This is a genomic window from Curtobacterium sp. MCBD17_023 (assembly GCF_003224415.1).
In the GTDB taxonomy this organism is placed as follows: domain Bacteria; phylum Actinomycetota; class Actinomycetes; order Actinomycetales; family Microbacteriaceae; genus Curtobacterium.
In genome coordinates this window covers 146,230-164,521 of sequence record NZ_QKLJ01000004.1, presented here as the reverse complement: position 1 = coordinate 164,521, position 18,292 = coordinate 146,230, and the positions used below count along the sequence as shown (strand labels likewise).

13 protein-coding genes are annotated in these 18,292 nt (G+C 73.5%); 5 read left to right on the top strand and 8 right to left on the bottom strand.

Features of this window, described 5'->3' with window-relative positions:
* Positions 1-25 precede the first annotated feature (25 nt).
* A complete protein-coding gene (locus DEI84_RS07710) occupies positions 26-1,357 on the bottom strand; it encodes a magnesium transporter MgtE N-terminal domain-containing protein (RefSeq protein ID WP_110890301.1) in 1,332 nt (443 codons plus the stop codon).
* 92 nt (positions 1,358-1,449) lie between these two features.
* Between DEI84_RS07710 and DEI84_RS07705 the strand changes: the two genes are divergently transcribed.
* Positions 1,450-2,799: a general stress protein gene (locus DEI84_RS07705; RefSeq protein WP_110890300.1), complete on the top strand. Its 1,350-nt coding sequence runs from the start codon at positions 1,450-1,452 to the stop codon at positions 2,797-2,799.
* 254 nt (positions 2,800-3,053) lie between these two features.
* Here the strand turns inward: DEI84_RS07705 and DEI84_RS07700 are convergent, their stop codons facing one another.
* On the bottom strand, positions 3,054-3,527 hold the full coding sequence (locus DEI84_RS07700; protein WP_220032820.1) for a GNAT family N-acetyltransferase: 474 nt from the start codon (positions 3,525-3,527) through the stop codon (positions 3,054-3,056).
* Between the two features lie 9 nt (positions 3,528-3,536).
* Entirely contained in the window at positions 3,537-5,021 is a 1,485-nt protein-coding gene (locus tag DEI84_RS07695) for an aminopeptidase P family protein (protein WP_110823692.1), read from the bottom strand.
* A 175-nt stretch (positions 5,022-5,196) separates the two neighbouring features.
* On the opposite strand from DEI84_RS07695, the gene DEI84_RS07690 reads away from it, so the two are divergent.
* Positions 5,197-6,069, top strand: a complete 873-nt coding sequence (locus DEI84_RS07690) for a PHP domain-containing protein (protein ID WP_110823693.1) — start codon at positions 5,197-5,199, stop codon at positions 6,067-6,069.
* A 7-nt stretch (positions 6,070-6,076) separates the two neighbouring features.
* Here DEI84_RS07690 and DEI84_RS07685 read toward each other — a convergent pair whose 3' ends face one another.
* Together DEI84_RS07685 and DEI84_RS07680 are read right to left on the bottom strand one after the other, a co-directional pair.
* Positions 6,077-7,555 carry a glycosyltransferase family 39 protein gene (locus DEI84_RS07685; RefSeq protein WP_110890299.1) on the bottom strand — a complete coding sequence of 493 codons (1,479 nt, stop codon included), beginning with the start codon at positions 7,553-7,555 and terminating at the stop codon, positions 6,077-6,079.
* A gap of 100 nt (positions 7,556-7,655) precedes the next feature.
* Positions 7,656-9,179 carry a DEAD/DEAH box helicase gene (locus DEI84_RS07680; protein WP_110890478.1) on the bottom strand — a complete coding sequence of 508 codons (1,524 nt, stop codon included), beginning with the start codon at positions 9,177-9,179 and terminating at the stop codon, positions 7,656-7,658.
* Positions 9,180-9,263: 84 nt separating this feature from the next.
* On the opposite strand from DEI84_RS07680, the gene DEI84_RS07675 reads away from it, so the two are divergent.
* Positions 9,264-9,977 (top strand): ferritin-like domain-containing protein, encoded by a 714-nt coding sequence (locus DEI84_RS07675; protein WP_258367425.1) that lies wholly within the window; start codon positions 9,264-9,266, stop codon positions 9,975-9,977.
* 104 nt (positions 9,978-10,081) lie between these two features.
* Here the strand turns inward: DEI84_RS07675 and DEI84_RS07670 are convergent, their stop codons facing one another.
* Together DEI84_RS07670 and DEI84_RS07665 are read right to left on the bottom strand one after the other, a co-directional pair.
* The gene (locus tag DEI84_RS07670) at positions 10,082-10,378 is read right to left on the bottom strand and encodes a hypothetical protein (protein WP_110823694.1); all 297 of its coding nucleotides are present in this window, start codon (positions 10,376-10,378) and stop codon (positions 10,082-10,084) included.
* Positions 10,379-10,389: 11 nt separating this feature from the next.
* On the bottom strand, positions 10,390-10,614 hold the full coding sequence (locus DEI84_RS07665; protein ID WP_110823695.1) for a DUF3107 domain-containing protein: 225 nt from the start codon (positions 10,612-10,614) through the stop codon (positions 10,390-10,392).
* A 131-nt stretch (positions 10,615-10,745) separates the two neighbouring features.
* Here DEI84_RS07665 and DEI84_RS07660 point away from each other — a divergent pair, with 131 nt between their 5' ends.
* Positions 10,746-13,901 carry a UrvD/REP family ATP-dependent DNA helicase gene (locus DEI84_RS07660; protein WP_181420382.1) on the top strand — a complete coding sequence of 1,052 codons (3,156 nt, stop codon included), beginning with the start codon at positions 10,746-10,748 and terminating at the stop codon, positions 13,899-13,901.
* Positions 13,898-17,236, top strand: a complete 3,339-nt coding sequence (locus DEI84_RS07655; protein WP_258371732.1) for an ATP-dependent DNA helicase — start codon at positions 13,898-13,900, stop codon at positions 17,234-17,236. The genes DEI84_RS07660 and DEI84_RS07655 overlap by 4 nt, the downstream gene beginning before the upstream one ends.
* 24 nt (positions 17,237-17,260) lie before the next feature.
* Here the strand turns inward: DEI84_RS07655 and DEI84_RS07650 are convergent, their stop codons facing one another.
* A complete protein-coding gene (locus tag DEI84_RS07650) occupies positions 17,261-18,259 on the bottom strand; it encodes a phosphotransferase (protein ID WP_110890474.1) in 999 nt (332 codons plus the stop codon).
* Positions 18,260-18,292: the final 33 nt, after the last annotated feature.

The following is an 18,292-nucleotide window of genomic DNA, read 5'->3' as shown; positions in this document are numbered from 1 at the left end:
TTCCTCGGGCCGCTCCCGGCGGTTCTCATCTGGGCGTGCCACGATTCGTCCTCCTTCCCGAGGGGATCGCCGTGCGGCGGGTGCGGGTCCGTGGTCGCGACGCGGCGCCGGGGTTGGCGTCGGCCGCGTCCTGACTCCGCCAGTCGTCCGGGAGGACGTGGTCGAGGACGTCGTCGATGGTCACCACCCCGACGAGTCGGTGGGCGTCGTCGACCACGGGGACGGACAGGAGGTTGTAGGTCGCCATCACCCGGGTGACCTCGGCCGCGCTCGCGTCGACCTTCACCGGCTCGGTCTGCTGGTCGATGAGGGTGCCGAGGCGTTCGTTCGGCGGGTACCGGAGCATGCGCTGGAAGTGCACGAGCCCGAGGAACCGTCCGGTCGGCGGCTCGTACGGCGGGAGCGTGACGCACACCGCGGCGCCGAGCACCGGGGCGAGCTCGTGCCGACGGACCAGGGCCAGGCCCTCGGCCACGGTCGAGTCCGCGGACAGGATCACCGGCTCGGTCGTCATGAGACCACCGGCGGTGTCCGGCTCGTACTCGAGCAGCATGCGGACGTCCTGCGCCTCCTCCGGCTCCATGAGCTCGAGGAGGGCTTCGCTGCGCTCGTCGGGCAGCTGGGCGAGGAGGTCCGCCGCGTCGTCCGGCTGCATCTGGTCGAGGACGTCGGCGGCACGGGCGTCCCGGAGCGCGGACAGGATCTCGATCCGCTCCTGGTCCGGCATCTCCTCGAGCACGTCCGCGAGGCGGTTGTCCGGCAGTTCCTCGGCCACCTCGAAGCGGCGCTCGGACGGCAGGTCGAGCAGGGTCGACGCCAGGTCGGCGGGCACCAGGTCGGAGTAGGCGGCGATGACGTGCTCGGCGGACTGGGACTCACCGGGGAGCTCGTCCTCGGTGACCTCGTTCCAGGTCGCGAACGTCGTCGGGCCCTTGCCGAACGGGGACGGCGTGGTCTTCGGCTTGCGGAGGAAGAGCTGCGCGATCGACCAGTCGCCCTGCCCGTGGTCCTCGATCGCCACGTCCTCGATCGTCGCCCGGATCTGCTCCTTCTTGATGAGGACCTTGCGGCCGAGGATCTCCGCGATCACCCGGACCTCACCACCGCGCTGCTCGAAGCGGCGCATGTTGACGAGCCCGGTCGTGATGACCTGCCCGGCGCCGATCGAGGTGATCCGGCCGATGCTGACGAAGATGCGGCGCTTGCCGGGGACCTCGACGATCAACCCGACGACCTGTGGGGCGTCGACGCGGCGGTACACGACGAGGACGTCACGCACCCTGCCGACACGGTCGCCCGCGGGGTCGAAGACGGAGCACCCGGCGAGGCGGGCGACGAAGACCTTCGAGGCGCTCACCAGTCCAGCGTAGTCGCTCGCCCGGGCGTGCTCGCCGCCCCTTCCCTGGTGGTTCTCGTGTGATCGCAAGGACTCCGGTGGATGATGACTGGGTGAGTACTCAGAGCCCCTTCGGCGGCCGCACGGCACAGGCGTTCCCCACCCTGCCGCGCGGTGACGTCCTCGGCACCTACGACAGCTACCCCGAAGCACAGCGCGTGGTCGCGAAGCTCGCGGAGTCGGACTTCCCGGTCGCGAAGCTGTCCATCGTCGGCAACGACCTCAAGACCGTCGAGCGCGTGACCGGCAAGATGACCTACGGACGAGCAGCACTCGCGGGCGCCCTGTCCGGGCTCTGGCTCGGGTTCTTCTTCGGCATCGTGCTGACGCTCTTCTCGCCGCAGGCCGGCGGGCTCTTCCTCCCCGCCGCCGTCATCGGTGCCGGGTTCGGCATGCTCTACGGCATCGTCTCGTTCGCGATCACCAAGCGACAGCGGGACTTCACGAGCATCCACCAGGTGCTCGCCACCACGTACCAGATCGTCGTCGACCCGCAGCTGTCCGGTCAGGCGCAGCGGATCCTCGGCCAGGGCGGTGCGATCCAGCACACGTCGTGGGACCAGCCGAACGCCGGCGGGTACGGCGGACAGCCGGGACCCGGGCAGAAGGGGCAGGACCAGCTCGGGCAGCGCCCGGGACAGCAGCAGTGGCGTCCGGAGCCCGGTGGGGTGCCGCCGCAGCAGGGGCAGTACGGTCAGCCGGGGCAGTACGGCGCGGGCCAGCCGGGCGCAGGTCAGCCGGGCGCAGGTCAGCCGGGACAGTACGGTCAGCCGGGACCGTACGGTCAGCCGGGCGCGGGCGCGGGCGCGGGCCAGCCGCCGCAGTACGGTCAGCCGGGCGCCGGCCAGCCGGGCCAGTACGGCCAGCCGAGCCAGCAGCAGTGGCGCCCGGGCGGTGTGCCGCAGGGCTCGCCCTACGGTGGGCACGCCACCCCGCACCAGCCGGGAGGCCCGGCGCAGTCCGGCGGACCGGCGCAGTCCGGCGAACCGGCGCAGTCGGGCGGCCCGGCTCGGCCCGGCGACTCGGCTCAGCAGCAGGGCGGGGACGGGTCATCGCGGCCGGACGACACCCGCGGACAGGCGCAGGCCGGGCCGCGGTACGGCACGAACGACGGGCCGCGGTACGGCACGAACGACGGCGGTGCCCGGACGGCACCGACCGGTGACCCTGCCCCCGGGGCCGGCCAGCGCTCCACCGCACCGCGGTACGGCACGAACGAGGGCGCTGCCCGCACGCCGGACGCCGACGCGACCGCTGACCAGACGCAGCGTCCGTCAGCGGCGACCCGCAGCTACGGCACGAACGACGGCCCGCGGTACGGCGAGCAGGCCCCGGCGCCGTCGGACACGGACGGCGCCGCGGACGACACGAACCGGCGCGAGGACGACGACAGCCGCGCGTGAGCGGTCCCGCTCCGGACGGTGCCACCGTCGGGAGTGAGCGGACGACGACGGGCTCCTGGCCGGTGCTGCACCGACCGGGAGCCCGTCGTCGTGTCCGGTGTCGCGCATGAGCGATCGCGCCCGCTCGGCGTGGCTCGCGGGCTGGTTCGACCTGGCGGACTGGTGTGGCCTGGCGGGCTGGTCCGACCCGGCTGGCGGGTCGGGCTCGGCGGACTGGTGCGGCCTCGCTCGCCGTGTCGGCGGAGCGTGTGGGCTCAGAGGATCTTCGAGAAGCAGACCGACCGGGCTGCGCCGACGTACGGCCCGAAGTTCGCGATCCGTCGGAAGCCCTCGCGCTCGTAGAACCGGATGGCGCCCTTCTGCTCCGTACCGGTCTCGAGGACGAGCGCCGGTGACCCGAGGTCGAGCGCCGCTTCCTCCAGCCGACGCAGGATCAACGCGGCGACGCCGGAGCCGCGGGACTCGGTCCGGACGTACATGCGCTTGACCTCCGCGATGCCGTCGTCGACCAGTCGCAGCCCGCCGCACCCGACCGGGGTGCCCGCCTCGTCGCGCGCCACGAAGAACACCGCGATCGAGTCGGCCGTCGGCTTGGGGCCCGGCTCGGTGTCCGCCCCGTACGTGCTGTCGATCTCGATGCGCTGGGCCGCTCGCAGCCGCTGGGCGTCGGGCGAGTCGAAGTGCTCGACGTCGATCAGGAAGGTGCCCGAGGGGGCTTCAGCGCTCACGAGGCCAGGCTAGCGCGCGGACCTCGCGATCCACCCCTCCACTTCCGAGGGGGTCCGGGGGATGTGCACCGACAGGTTCTCGGCGCCGTCCTCGGTCACCAGGATGTCGTCCTCGATCCGGACACCGATCCCACGGAACTCCTCCGGGACGGTCAGGTCGTCCTGCTGGAAGTACAGGCCGGGCTCGATCGTGAACACCATGCCGGGCTGGACGATGCCATCCAGGTACATCTCCCGGCGGGCCTTCGCGCAGTCGTGCACGTCGAGGCCGAGGTGGTGGCTCGTGCCGTGCACCATGTAGCGGCGGTGGAACTGGTTGTCCGGCTGCAGGGACTCCTCGGCGGAGACCGGCAGGAAGCCCCACTCGGCGGTCTTGCGCGCGATGACCTCCATCGCGGTCGCGTGCACCTGCCGGAACGTGATGCCCGGCTCCACGATCGCGAACGCGGCGTCGGCGGCCTCGAGCACGGCCTCGTACACCATGCGCTGCACGGGTGAGAACGTGCCGCTGACCGGCAGGGTACGGGTGATGTCCGCCGTGTAGAACGAGTCGACCTCGACCCCGGCGTCGATGAGGATCAGGTCGCCGGGCTGCACGGCACCGTCGTTCCGGGTCCAGTGCAGGATGCAGGCGTGGTGGCCCGCGGCGGCGATGGTGTCGTAGCCGACCGTGTTGCCGTCGGCACGGGCGCGACGGTTGAACGTGCCCTCGACGATGCGCTCGCCGCGGGGGTGTGCGAGCACGGCGTCGAAGTCCGCGATGACGTCGTCGAAGCCGTGGCGGGTCGCGTCGACGGCCTTGCGCAGCTCGTGTACCTCGTAGGCGTCCTTCACGAGGCGGAGTTCGGACAGGTCGCGGGACAGGACGTCGTCCGTCGCGGCCGCACCGTCCTGCTCCGGCGCGCCTCCGACCGTGGTGCCGAGGCGCTCGTCGAGTGCGCGGGTGAACCCGGGGTCGGCGTCGCGGACCACGAGCACGGAGGCGTCGAGCCCGGCGAGTGCGGCGTCCAGCGCACCGAGGTCCGCCGTGGCGACACCGAGGTCTGCGGCGACCTCGGCCAGGGAGGGGCGCGGTCCGACCCAGAACTCGCCGATCTCCGGGTTCGCGTAGAACTCCTCGGAGTCACGGCCGGCCGTGGCGCGGAAGTACAGGGTGGCGTCGTGGCCGTCGCCGTTCGGCGTCAGGACGAGCACGGAGCCGACGACGGTGTCGGTGCCCCAGCCGGTCAGGTGGGCGAACGTCGAGTGTGGGCGGAACGGGTAGTCGCAGTCGTTCGAGCGGACCTTCGCCTGGCCGGCGGGCACCACGATCGTCCGACCGGGGTGCAGTCCGGAGAGCCGGGCGCGACGCGCGGCGGCGAAGGCGGACTGCTCGCGCGGGGCCGGCAGCGGACGCTCACGCTCGGCCCAGTTCGCAGCGATGTGGTCCTTGAAGACGGACGAGCCGGGGGTGGTGGAGCGGTTGCTCGTCGCGCGGGGAGTGGTGTCGGCCATGTCCCCATCATCGCACCGCTGCACGGAGCGGGGTCCGGCACCGCAGTCCGGAACCGCAGGGACCGGTACGGGGTCGCAGCCGTGCGGTGACGCGAGCGCAGCGCGAGGAACGTCGCGCGGGGAGGGGCTGTGAACGGCGTCCGACCGGCCGTCGACGTGTCGGTAGCATTGCCGCGTGCCTGATCCGTTCATCGACCTGCACGCTCACTCGAGCGTCTCCGACGGCACCGAGCGCCCGGCCGACCTCGTCCGCGCGGCGGCGGCGAGCGGACTCGACGGTGTCGCCCTGACCGACCACGACACCACGGCCGGGTGGCACGAGGCCGCCGAGGCGGTCCGGCAGCTGCCGATGACCCTGGTGCCCGGGCTCGAGCTCAGTACGCGCATCGGATGGCGGAGCGTGCACGTGCTCGGCTACCTGGTGGACCCGGCGGATCCCGGACTCGCGGCCGAGACCACCGCGATCCGTGACGGCCGCCTCACCCGTGCCCGCAGCATGGTCGACGCCATCGGCCGTGACCACCCGGTCACCTGGGACGACGTCCTGGCGGAGTCGAGCGAGGGGGCGACGATCGGACGTCCGCACATCGCCGACGCCCTGGTCCGACTCGGCCTGGAGCCCGATCGCAGCGCAGCGTTCCGCGGCATCCTGCACCCCTCCTCCGGCTACTACCAGCCGCACGACGCCCCGACCCCGCTCCGTGGCGTCGAGCTCATCCGTGCCGCCGGCGGTGTGCCCGTCATCGCGCACCCGGCTGCGTCATCGCGGGGGATCGTGATCGACGAGCCGATGCTCCGCGAGCTCGTCGACGCGGGCCTCGGCGGACTCGAGGTCGACCACCGCGAGAACAGCGCGGACGGCAAGCGGACGCTCCTGGACTGGACCGGTCGGTACGGCCTGTTCGTCACGGGTTCGAGCGACTACCACGGCGAGGGCAAGCCGAACCGCCTCGGCGAGCACCGCACGGCCCGACGCTCCTTCGACGCGATCGTCGACCAGGCGACCGGCAGTGCGCCCGTCGTCGGGCCCGGTTCCCGCCTGTCCTGACGACGCCTCACCGGGCGAACGTCACGACCGTCCCGTGGTCGTGGTCGTGGTCGTGCCGCTCCGCGCGGAACCGGTGCTCGTCGACCTCGGCGAACCCCTGCTCGGACAGCGTCCGGGCCAGTTCGTCGAGCTCGTCGCCGGGCGTCCCCACGTAGAAGACCGTCCGCAGACCGGCGGTCGAGTCGCCGACCGAGGTGACGGGTCGACGTTCGTGCAGGAACCAACCGGTTCCATCGGACTCGCGAGGGCCGATCGTGAGGTCACGGACGCCCGACACCGCCCCTGGACTGTCGTCGGCGATGTGTTCCGGGCGCCGCAGCGTCTCGCTGTAGACGACACCGGCCGGTCCAGGCCACTCGTCCCGCGCGTGTTCGATGGTGCGCGCCGCCGACCGCCAGTCCGGTCGCGCGGGATCGAAGCGCTGCTGACACCACGACAGGGCGCAGCTCACGGTGAGCAGCACGGCCGTGACGGCCCGCCAGGGCGGGGTGGCGCGGACGACGCCGTGTGCGATCAGCATCGCGAGCGCCGGAGCGGACATCGACGGGTACCGCGGCGAGTACATCGGCAGACCGGCGACGTCCGTGAGCAGCAGGACAGCCGTCGGCACGACCAGCCACGGGACCAGCAGCGCGATGGCCGTGTACGCCCGGTCGTCGTTCCCGCGTGGGATGAGCGCGAACACCACGCAGGACCACCCGACCAGTGCTGCAACGGGTGCATCGGGGAACCACTGAGCGATCGCGATGAGTTGCGCGGCCTGCGGCAGGCTCACCGGCTCGATCCAGGCGACCTGTCCGACCTGCCCTGACGTGACCCAGGCGAACGGAAGCGCCACGACGCCGGTCGCGATGGACGCGCAAGCCCACATCCGGAGATCGGCGGCGTCCGACGTGCCGCGCCGGAGCCGCGCGACGAGCGTGATCGCGAGGGCGGCCAGGACGAGGGCGTCGTGGACGTTGACGACGACCGCCAGGGCACCGAGCGCGGTGAACGCGGACCATGCGAGGACGCGTCGCCTCCCCGCGGTGGAGAGGGCGAGGACGAAGGACAGCACCGTGGCGACGACGACGGCACACGCGACCGCGCGGGACCGAGCATCACCGCCCATCTCCACGGTCACCGGCAGTACGGCGAAGACGGCTCCCGCGACGACGCCCGCGCTGCGGGACTGCAGGCGGGCGCCGAGCACCACGAGGAGGCCGGCGCTCAGCCCGACGGCGAGGGCCGACGGGAGCCGGAGCGCGACCAGCGAGGTGCCGGCGAGATCAGACCATCCGCGCAGGAGCCCGTAGTAGGCGGCGTGCACGAGATCGACTTCGCGGAGCATGCGGGAGAAGTCGGTCGCCGTCGACAGTACGGCGATCCGGGTCGCGGACTCGTCGTACCAGAGGCTGGGTCGGCCGATCGCGGCGGCGTTGAGGGCGAGCGCGATCGCACCGATGGCGACGGCGATGACGGCGAGGGGAGGGCGACGAGCAGGCACCTGGGTACGATACCAAGAATGTGAAGTATCGCTGGTCGGTCGAGCGGCAACGCGACGAAGGCCCCGTCACGCTCGTGACGAGGCCTTCGGCCTGGAGGCGCTACTCGCCGTCCGAGGAACCCTGCGGTGCCGAGGCGGTCGCCTCGGACGAGCCGGTGCCGCCACGACGTCGGCGGCGGCGACGGCGCTTCTGGGCGCCGTCGGCGGTCTCGTCACCCGCGGGGGAGGCGGGGGCGGACGCACCGGTCGGGGCAGTGGCTTCCGCTACTGGAGCGGAGCGCTCCGGTCGGTCTGCCGAGGCGCGGCGCGAGCCGGACTCTTCGGAGCCCGACGACCGGGTGCGGCTGCGTGACCGCGAACCGCCGGCGCTGCCGGAGGCGGAACCGGAGCGACCTCCGGACGCCGGCTTCTCGCTTCCGGCGGTCGCTGCGCGCGGCGAGGTGCCGGGCAGGCGACCCTTCGTGCCGGCCGGGATGTCGAGGTCGGTGAAGAGGTGCGGCGACGACGAGTACGTCTCGACGGGCTCGGGGATGCCGAACTCGAGCGCCTTGTCGATGAGCGTCCACTTGTGCAGGTCGTCCCAGTCGACGAACGTGACCGCGATGCCCGTCTTGCCGGCACGGCCGGTGCGACCGGCGCGGTGCAGGTACGTGTCCGGGTCGTCCGGGATCGTGTGGTTGATCACGTGCGTGACGTCGTCGACGTCGATGCCACGGGCGGCGACGTCGGTGGCGATGAGGACGTCGCGCTTGCCGGCCTTGAAGGCGGCCATCGCGCGCTCGCGCTGCTCCTGGTTGAGGTCACCGTGGACGGCGGCGGCGTTGAACCCGCGGTCCTTCAGCTCCTCGACGATGCGGGCGGCGGCGCGCTTGGTCCGCGTGAAGATGACGGTCTTGCCGCGGCCCTCGGCCTGGAGGATGCGGGCGATGACCTCGTCCTTGTCCAGGGAGTGCGCGCGGTAGATGACGTGCTTGATGTTCGCCTGCATCAGACCCTCGTCGGGGTCCGTCGCGCGGATGTGCACCGGACGCGACATGAAGCGGCGTGCGAGGGCGACGATCGGGGCGGGCATCGTGGCCGAGAAGAGCATCGTGTGCCGGACGGCCGGGACCGCCTGGAAGATCCGCTCGATGTCGGACAGGAAGCCGAGGTCGAGCATGCGGTCGGCCTCGTCGAGGACGATCTCCTGCACGTGCGACAGGTCGAGGAGACGCTGCCGGTGCAGGTCGATGAGTCGACCGGGCGTGCCGACGACGATCTGGGCGCCGGCCTTGAGCTGCTCGACCTGGCCCTCGTACGCCTTGCCGCCGTAGATCGACACGAGCTTCGTGGGGCGGTTGACCATCGCGGACTCGAGGTCCTCGCTCACCTGCACGGCGAGTTCGCGGGTGGGGACGACGACGAGCGCCTTCACCCCCGGCCCGGGGTCGGCGCCGATGCGCTGGATCAGTGGCAGGCCGAACCCGAAGGTCTTGCCGGTGCCGGTCTTGGCCTGACCGATGATGTCCTGGCCGGTCAGGGCGAGCGGGATCGTCTGCTGCTGGATCGGGAAGGGCTCGATGATGCCCTTGCTCGCGAGCGCATCGACGATGTCCTGCTCGATCTGGAGTTCTGAGAAAGTCAAGAAGTTCACCCTGTTCGTGGGGAGGAGTCCCGGCCAGTCTACCGACGTGCCGGACGAGGACGAGCCGACCCGTATGCTGGTCGTGTGGTGTCGTGGTGGAACCGGAAGCGCGCTGCGCAGCTCGCCGCGGCCTGGCTCGCGTCGCGGAACCCGCGCGGCGGTGCCGTCGAGCGTCTCCGGCTCGACGACGTCAGCCCCGAGCTCGACGTGTACCTCGGCCAGGCCGCCTACCTCCAGCTGTCGCTGTACGAGACGATGGGCCGCGCCGGAGCCGGTGCCCCGACGCTCTCCGGCCGGCTGGTCACGGGCGTGCTCGCGACCACCGCACTCGAGCGGCACCGTGCCATCGTCGCGGAGATCGAGCGGGGCGGGCAGGAGCCGGCCGACCTGATGGCGCCGCACCGCGAGGCGATCGACCGGTTCCTCGAGCGGACGAACGGTGCCGACTGGTACGAGTCGATGCTCACCGGGTACGTGACCGCCGGCATCCTCAACGACCTGTTCGCGAACCTGCTCCGGTCGCTCCCGATCGACGTCCGGCAGCGCCTGCGCACCGTGTTCGACGCCCGGGAGGAACCGGCCGTGGTCGAGGAGCTCACGGCACGCATCGACGAGGACCCGGTCGTGGCGTCCCGTCTCGCGATGTGGGGGCGCCGCCTGGTCGGGGACACGCTCCTCGTGGCGCGGTCGGCGCTCGCCTCGCACGCCCGCGAGGACCAGGAGCGGCTCGAGCCGGTCTGGACCGAACTGATCGCGGCGCACACCCGGCGGATGGACGCGCTCGGCCTCACGGCCTGATCGGACTGACGGCCTGATCGGCTGGATCCGCGCGCGTGTCGACGAGGGCGAGCAGCGGTCCGCCGATCACGGTGAGCAGCGCCACGGCGGGCAGCTGGACGGGCTCAGGCGCCCTGCTTGACCAGACGCTCGTAGTGCGCTTCGTCGGCAGCGGTCCGACGGCGGCCGAGCACCACCTGGACCACGAGGGCGACCGCGGCGGCCCCGAGCAGCGCGACGACCCAGATCCAGGTGCCGTCGTACGGCCACCCGGCCCAGGTCAGGACCTCCCAGAGGACCGCCGCGGCGATGCCGCCGACAGCCGGGCCGACCAGCACGCCACGGGTCGTGCGCAGCGGCACGACCACGTGGGCGACGGCCCCGAGCAGGATCCCGCCGAGGACGGCGAAGAGGAGCTCCACGCCCGGGAGGGTCAGGCGACGAAGCCGATGCGGCGGGACTCCTCGGAGCCCACCTCGACGTACGCGAGCGACGCGACCGGCACGATGAACCGGCGGCCCTTGTCGTCCTTGAGGGACAGGTGCGTGGCCTTGGCCGCGAGGGCCTCGGACACGGCGGTCTCGATCTCGTCGGCGGTCTGGGCCGTCTCGAAACCGATCTCACGCGGGCTGTTGATGATGCCGATCTTGATGTCCACGAGGTCAGCGTAGTCGAGCGCCCGCGGGCTGCCCGGAGCGTTCGCCGCGGGCGCACACCCGGTCCCGCACCCGGTCCCCGCATCCGGCGCGGGTGGCGCGCGATGTCGGCAGCGCTGGGTACCGTACGTGCGTGCCACCGACCACCCTGACGCCCGCGCCGGACCTCGGCTCGGTGTCGCGTGCGCTCGTCGAGGACCCTGCGCAGCAGGCGGTCCTGGCCCTGCCGGACGGCGAGCACGCCGCGGTGTTCGGCGCGCCGGGAACGGGCAAGACGAGCACACTGACGCGGCTCGTGGCCGACCGGATCGCCCGACCCGGTGCCGTCGACGCCGCTGGGCACGCCACCGTGCTCGCGCTCACCTCGGCCCGCATGGCGGCCACGGCGCTCCGGGACCGGCTCGCCGCCGCGGTCGACCGGGTCACGCCGGGCGCGCTCGCCCGGACCGTCAACTCCCTGGCCTTCCAGGTCGTGGCGCACGCGGCGACCGTGCAGGGCCAGGACGCCCCCACCCTGCTGACCGGCGGCGAGCAGGACCGCATCCTCGCCGACCTGCTCGCCGGTCACGAGCTCGACGGCGGCGGACCGGACTGGCCGGCGCCGATCACCGCGGTGGTCCGCGAGCGGGCGGGCTTCCGCACGGCGCTGCGTGACCTCATGATGCGTGCGGTCGCGGCCGGCATCGAACCCGACGACATGCGGGAGCTCGGGGACGAGACCGGGCACCCCGAGTGGCGTGCCGTCGGGGACCTCGTCGACGAGTACCGCGCCACCGTGACCGCGTTCCGGACGACCGCGCTGGACGCGGCAGAGCTCGTGGCGTTCGCGACCGCGGCCGTGCTGCGGGGGGACCTCCCGCCCGCGGTGGCCGCGCTGCGTCTCGTCGTCGTCGACGACGTGCAGGAACTCGTCGAGGGCGAGATCGCCCTGCTCGGTGCCCTCGCCCGTTCCGGCGTGCAGGTCGTCGCGTTCGGCGACCCGGACATCGCCGCCTCGGCCTTCCGCGGCGCGGAGCCGGACGTGCTCGGCCGCCTCGGTCCGCGCCTCGGCGTCACCGGCGTCCGGGAGATCGTGCTCGGCACGGTGCACCGGCACGCCGGACCGGTCCGGGCGCTGGTGACCGGCGTCACCGGCCGCATCGGCACCGCCGCCGCGGGCCGACAGCGCTCCGCCGTCGCCCGGGAGGCCCGTGGCCGCTCCGACGCCGTCCTGCACCTGGAGGCCCCGAGCCGGTCCGCGATGGTCGCCGCGGTGGCGAGGCGCCTCCGCGAACACCGGCTGCTCGACGGTGTGCCGTGGCACCGGATGGTCGTCGTCACCCGCAGCGGGGCGGCGATCCCGGAACTCGTCCGGGCGCTCTCGGTGGCCGAGGTGCCGGCGACCGCGGGCGCCGCGCCCACCCGGCCCCGGGACGAGACCGCGTCCCGGGCGCTCGTCGACGCGGCCGCCGTCGCCCTCGGTGTGGTGCCGCTCGACGCCGAGCTCGCGACCGCGTTCGCGACCGGACCGCTCGGCGGACTCGACACCCTGGCGATGCGACGGTTGCGACTGGCGCTCCGGCGCGAGGAGCTGGCGGGCGGCGGGACCCGCACGTCCGACGAGCTCCTGGTCGACGCACTCGGGGCCCCGGAGCGACTCGCGACGATCGACGCGCCCTTCGCCCGCCGTGCCGCACGGCTGGCGAGGAGCTTCGCGGCCGCGCGGCACGACGCCGAGACCGGGGCGAGCATCGAGGAGGTCCTCTGGGGGCTGTGGGAGCGCAGCGGTCTCGCGGGCACCTGGCGTGCCCAGTCGGTCGCCGGAGGTGTCGGAGCGGCCGAGGCCGACCGGCACCTCGACGCCGTGGTCGGGCTCTTCACGGCCGCCAAGCGGTTTGTCGAGCGGACGCCGGACGCCCCGGCACGCGTCTTCGTCGACGACCTCCTCGGCGCCGACCTGCCCGAGGACTCCATCGGACCGGACCGGACCGCCGGGCGGGTCCGGGTGCTGACCCCCTCGGCCACCGTCGGACTGGAGTGCGACGTCGTGGTGGTGACGGGCCTCCAGGACGGCGTCTGGCCGAACACCCGCGTGCGGGGCAGCCTGCTCGACCCGGACGGGCTCGTCCGCGCCGCCGCCGGCGTCCCGCACTCGCCGACGGACGACCGGGCGGCGGTGATCGGCGACGAGCTGCGCCTGTTCGCCCGGGCCGTGTCCCGGGCGACGACGCAGGTCGTCATCGCGACCGTCGCGAACGACGACGAGTCCCCGTCGCCGTTCGTCCGGCTCGTGCCGGTCCCGCCGGACCGACAGCCGTCGGCGCACCCGCTGTCCCTGCGCGGCCTCGCCGGCTCGCTGCGTCGGCGCGTGGTCGCGACCGGCGACTCCGAGGCGGCGTCCGCACTCGCGCGCCTCGCCGCCGAGGACGTGCCGGGGGCGTCGCCGGACGACTGGTACGGCCTGGCCGAGCCGACGACCGACGCGCCGCTCGTCGACCTCGACGCCACACCGGTCGTGCCCGAGGACGGCGACGAGCCCGTCCCGCCGACGGTGTCGGTGTCGCCCTCCCGCATCGGCACGTTCGAGGAGTGCCCCGTGCACTGGTTCGCGCAGACGTTCGGCGGCGGCGCCCCGAGCCCCGCGATGGGCATCGGGACGATCGTGCACGAGGCGATGGAGCACGCGACCGAGATCGACGTCGAGTCACTGTGGCAGCGGGTCGAGGGCCGGTGGGACGAGCTGACGTTCGAGTCGCCGTGGATCGCGGACCGTGAGCGCGCGAGGACCCGACGGATGATCGAGGGGCTCAGCGACTACCTCCGGACCACCGCCAGCGCCGGGCGTCGACTGCTCGGGGCCGAGTCCTCCTTCGCCCTGGTGACCGGCCCGGCCCGGGTGCGGGGGAGCATCGACCGGATCGAGGTCGACCCCGACGGCCGGATCAGCATCGTCGACCTGAAGACCGGGCGGTCGATGCCGAGCGAGAAGAACGACATGCCGGCCCATCCACAGCTCGCCGCCTACCAGCTCGCGGTCGCCGACGGCGCGGTCGAGGGCGTCCCGGTCGGAGCGGAGACCACCGACGCCCGGCTCGTCTTCGTGCAGAACCCGAAGGGCGCGCACGCGTACTCGGAACGGACCCAGCGCGCGCTCGACCCGGAAGCGCGCGAGGCGTACCGCGAGCGGTTGCACGACGTCGCGCGCGGCATGGCGGGACGGACGTTCCTGGCGGCGGTCGACGAGCACTGCGACCGCGCCCGCACGGGCACCGAGTGCCGGATCCACGTCGTCGGCGAGGTGACCTGGTGAGCGCGGACGAGGCGCCGACAGCGGTGGACGGCGCCGGGACCGGTCGGACCGGGTCGGACCCCGCCGTCCCTGCGCCCGGACCCGAGCACCGCGTGCCCGACGGCGGCGTCCCGCTGACACCGCGGGTCGGTGCCGACGCGATCGCGGACGCCCTCGGGAAGCCCCGACCCACCGAGCAGCAGCGGGCCGTGATCGAGTCACCGCTCGCGCCGGCCCTCGTCGTCGCCGGTGCCGGCAGCGGGAAGACCGAGACGATGGCCTCCCGTGTCGTCTGGCTGCTCGCGAACGGGTTCGTGCAGCCGGACCAGGTGCTCGGCCTGACCTTCACCCGCAAGGCCGCGGGCGAGCTCGGCGTGCGCATCAACGACCGGATCGCCGCGCTCGAGGACGCCGGGCTCATCGCTGCCGGCGACGCCTTCCTCGCGCCCACGGTGTCGACCTACAACGCCTTCGCGAACGCCGTCTTCCGCGAGAACGCCCTGCTCGTCGGCCGGGACGGCGAGTCACAGGTGCTCACCGAGCCGTCCGCCTGGCAGCTCGCCCGTCGGGTCGTCGTCGCCGCACGGGACGACCGCCTGGCCGGACTCGACCGCAACGTCGACACCGTCACCGCGGCCGTGGTGGCGCTCGCCGGGGCCGCGTCCGAGCACCTCGTGGACCCGGCGGACCTCCGTCGGTTCGCGATCGACTTCGGGGAGCTCCTGGAACTGCCCGGCTCGACCAGGGGCACGCCCTACAAGGCCGTCACCGACGCCGTCGCCGCGATCGGGTCGCTCGAACCCCTGGCCGACCTGGTGGAGGAGTTCCGTCGGCAGAAGGTCGACCGCGGCTTCGTCGAGTTCTCCGACCAGATCGCCCTGGCGCTCGCCGCGGCCGACGCCGCCCCGCGGGTGGCCGCCGACCTCCGAGCCCGCTTCGCGGTGGTGCTGCTCGACGAGTACCAGGACACCTCGGTCGTGCAGACGCGCTTCCTCGCGCGGCTGTTCCGGGACCACCCGGTGATGGCGGTCGGGGACCCGCACCAGTCCATCTACGGCTTCCGCGGAGCGAGTGCCGCGAACCTCGCCCGGTTCCCGGCGGACTTCGGCGCGCCCGCCGCCGACCCCGTCGTCACCTACGCCCTGTCGACGAGTTGGCGGAACCCCGTCGACGTGCTCGCCGCGGCGAACGCGGTCGTCTCCCCGCTCTCCGCCGCGTCCGACGTCCGGGTGGAGCAGCTCGCACCGCGACCGGGAGCGGACCGCGGCACGGTGGCGGTCGCCTTCCCGGAGACCCTGCCCGACGAGGCGGACGCCGTCGCCGCATGGTTCGCGGACCACCGCGGGCGGAACCCGGACGGCTCGATGGCGCTCCTGCTGCGCGCCCGGAAGGACCTGGCGGCGTTCACCGCAGCGCTGGCCGCCCGCGGGGTGCCGTACCACGTGCTCGGGACGGGTGGGCTGCTGCAGCGGCCGGAGATCGTCGACCTGGTGGCCTGCCTCCGCGTGCTGCACGACCCGGCGGCGGGCAACGACCTCATCCGCCTGCTCGCCGGTGCCCGGTGGCGGGTCGGCGCGGCGGACATCGTCGCGCTGCACGGTCTCGCGCGCTGGTTGTTCGGCCGCGACCACACGCACAAGCGCCTCGACGACGACGTCACCGCGGCCTTCCGGGCGTCCGTCGCCGCGGGGGAGCAGGGCTCCGTGGTCGACGCGCTCGACTTCGTCACGACCGCGCCCGACGACCACTCCGCCCTCGCCGGCATCAGCCCGGCCGGCCGCGAGCGGATGCGCGCGCTCGGCGCCCAGCTCGCCACGCTGCGCTCCCGTGCCGGCGGGGACCTGGTCGACTTCGTCACGCTCGTGGTGCAGGAGATGCGGCTCGACATCGAGGTCGCCGCGCACGAGCAGGGCGGGTCGGCGTACCTCGACGCCTTCGTCGACGAACTGAGCGGCTTCGTGCAGACCGACGACCGTGCCGACCTCGGCGCCTTCCTCGGCTGGATCGACGCCGCAGCCCGCCGCGACGACATGGGGCCGCGGTCGGAGGAACCCGAGGGCGGGACCGTCCAGATCCTGACGATCCACGGCTCGAAGGGCCTGGAGTGGGACGCGGTCGCCGTGCCGCGGATGGTCGAGGGCGCCCTGCCCGCCCGGCCCCAGGAGGGGTCGACGGGGTGGCTCGGGTTCGGCCGGTTGCCGTACGAGTTCCGCGGCGACGCCGAGGAACTGCCCCGTCTGGCCTGGCGCGGGCAGGAGACCCAGAAGGACGTCGTCACGGCGATCGACGCCTTCAAGGACGAGGTCCGGGCGCGGAACGAGGACGAGGAACGCCGCCTGACCTACGTGGCGCTGACCCGCGCGAAGCACGAGCTGCTCGTCACCGGGTCCTCGTGGTCGACCGGGGTGAAGCCGACGGCCCCGAGCCGGTACCTGCACGACCTCGTCGACGCCGGGGTGCTCCCCGCCGACCGGATCCCGGAGGGCACCGCGCACGAGTCGAACCCGCTCGGCGACCAGGGCGCGACGCAGACCTGGCCGCACGTGCCGTTCGGCTCCCGCGGTCCGCGGGTGCTCGCCGCCGCGGAGCGCGTGCGCAACGCGAACCCCGGCGCCGCCGGTCGCCACGCCGCCGACATCGACCTGCTGCTCGCGGAACGCCGGGCGGCCCGGTCGGCCGCGCACGCGGTGGTCGTCCCGCACCGCGTCCCGGCGTCCGGTTTCAAGGACTACCTCGGCGAGCCGGACCGCGTCGCCGAACGGCTGCGCCGTCCGATGCCAGAGCGGCCGTACCGGGCCACCCGCCTCGGCACGCTGTTCCACCAGTGGGTCGAACAGCGTGCCCGTGGCGGTGGCGCCGCCGCGCCGCTCGGCGGGTGGGACGGCGGGCTCGACGCCTGGGACGGCGAACTCGACCTCGACGTCGGGGAGACCGCTCCCGCCACCGACGGTGACCTCGCCGTCACGGACGACGACGCCCGACGGCTGGCCGACTTCCAGGAGACCTTCGCCCGGTCACGCTGGGCGGGTCTGACGCCCCTCGAGGTCGAACGCGAGATCCACATCCCGTTCCTCGGGCACAGCGTCGTGTGCAAGCTCGACGCCGTCTACGAGATCGACGGGCGGATCGAGGTGGTCGACTGGAAGACCGGCAAGGCCCCGACCGGCGCCGAGGACCTGGAACGCCGGCAGGTGCAGCTCGCGCTGTACCGGGTCGCGTACGCCGAGTTCACCGGCCGACCGATCGAGGACGTCGACGCGGTGTTCTACTTCGTGGCGGACGACCTCGAGGTCCGACCGACGTCGCTGCTCGACCGTGCCGGGCTGGAACGCGCCTGGCGGGACGCGATCGGCTGAGGCGAGCCGCGCCTCCAGGCCGGATCAGCCGTGCCGGCGCTCGGTCGAGGAGAGCAGCTGCTCGACCTCGCCGATCTCCATCGTCTCCGGCGACACCGCCTGCAGCGGTGCGGCCGACGGTGCGTGGACGGCCTCGGCCAGGCGGTGCATCATCGCGACCGCGTCGTCGACGACCTCGGTGCTCTTCACCTGCACCCCGTGCAGCAGCCACTGGGCGGTCTCGAGCTCGTGGTGCACGCGGGCGCGTTGCCCGAGCTGCCGGTCCCGACCGCCACCGCCGGCGGTGTAGGCGCTGAGGACGGTGTCGAACGCCTCGCGGCGGCCGGCGAGCACCCAGGCCAGGTCCTTCGCCGGGTCGCCGAGGCGGAGTTCGCCCCAGCCGAGCACGCCCGTGACCTCGTCGCCCTGCACGAGCAGCGAGTCGACGCCGAGCGAGCCGTGGACGACGGTCGGCGTGAACTGCCAGAGCTGCTGGTCGCGCGCGGCACCCTCCCAGCGCTCCTGGAGCGCGGCCGGCACGAGCTTCGTCGCGACGGCCCGGTCCATCACGGAGACCGCGGAGCGGAGCACCTCGAAGGGCGTCAGGGACGGCAGGCCGGCGTCCGTCACGAAGCTCGTGGGCAGGACGTGGAGCGCGGCGACCGCGCGGCCGACGCTGGTCGCCAGCTCCGGACGTTCCGTCAGGTCACGGAGCGCGGGGTGCTCGCCCTCGACGAACGTGGTGAGGATGGCGCGGGTCGACCCGATCGGCGCCTGCCCGCGGTACTCCGGGACGGCGAACGGGAGGCGCGTGCGGATCCCGGCGCTGAGCGCGCGGATGGCCACCAGGTCGGCGGACTGGCGGGCCTCGGCGCGCTGGTTCCGGGGCCGGCGGATCGCCGAGCTGTGGCCCTCCGCGTCACGGACGACCGCCGACTCGTAGTCACCGGCGGCCACCGAGCCGAGCGTGCGCGTCCCGGTCAGGACGAGCCCGGGCACGGCCGTCGTCGCCAACGCGGCTAGAGTGAACTGCGATCCCGCCATGCCCATCAGGGTAGGTCCGCGGCACACCTGATC

Excerpts from the sequence above, each read along its gene's own strand:
- DEI84_RS07650 (WP_110890474.1), bottom strand. The coding sequence starts at position 18,259 with ATGGCGGGATCGCAGTTCACTCTAGCCGCGTTGGCGACGACGGCCGTG.
- DEI84_RS07695 (WP_110823692.1), bottom strand. The coding sequence starts at position 5,021 with ATGGCCGACACCACTCCCCGCGCGACGAGCAACCGCTCCACCACCCCC.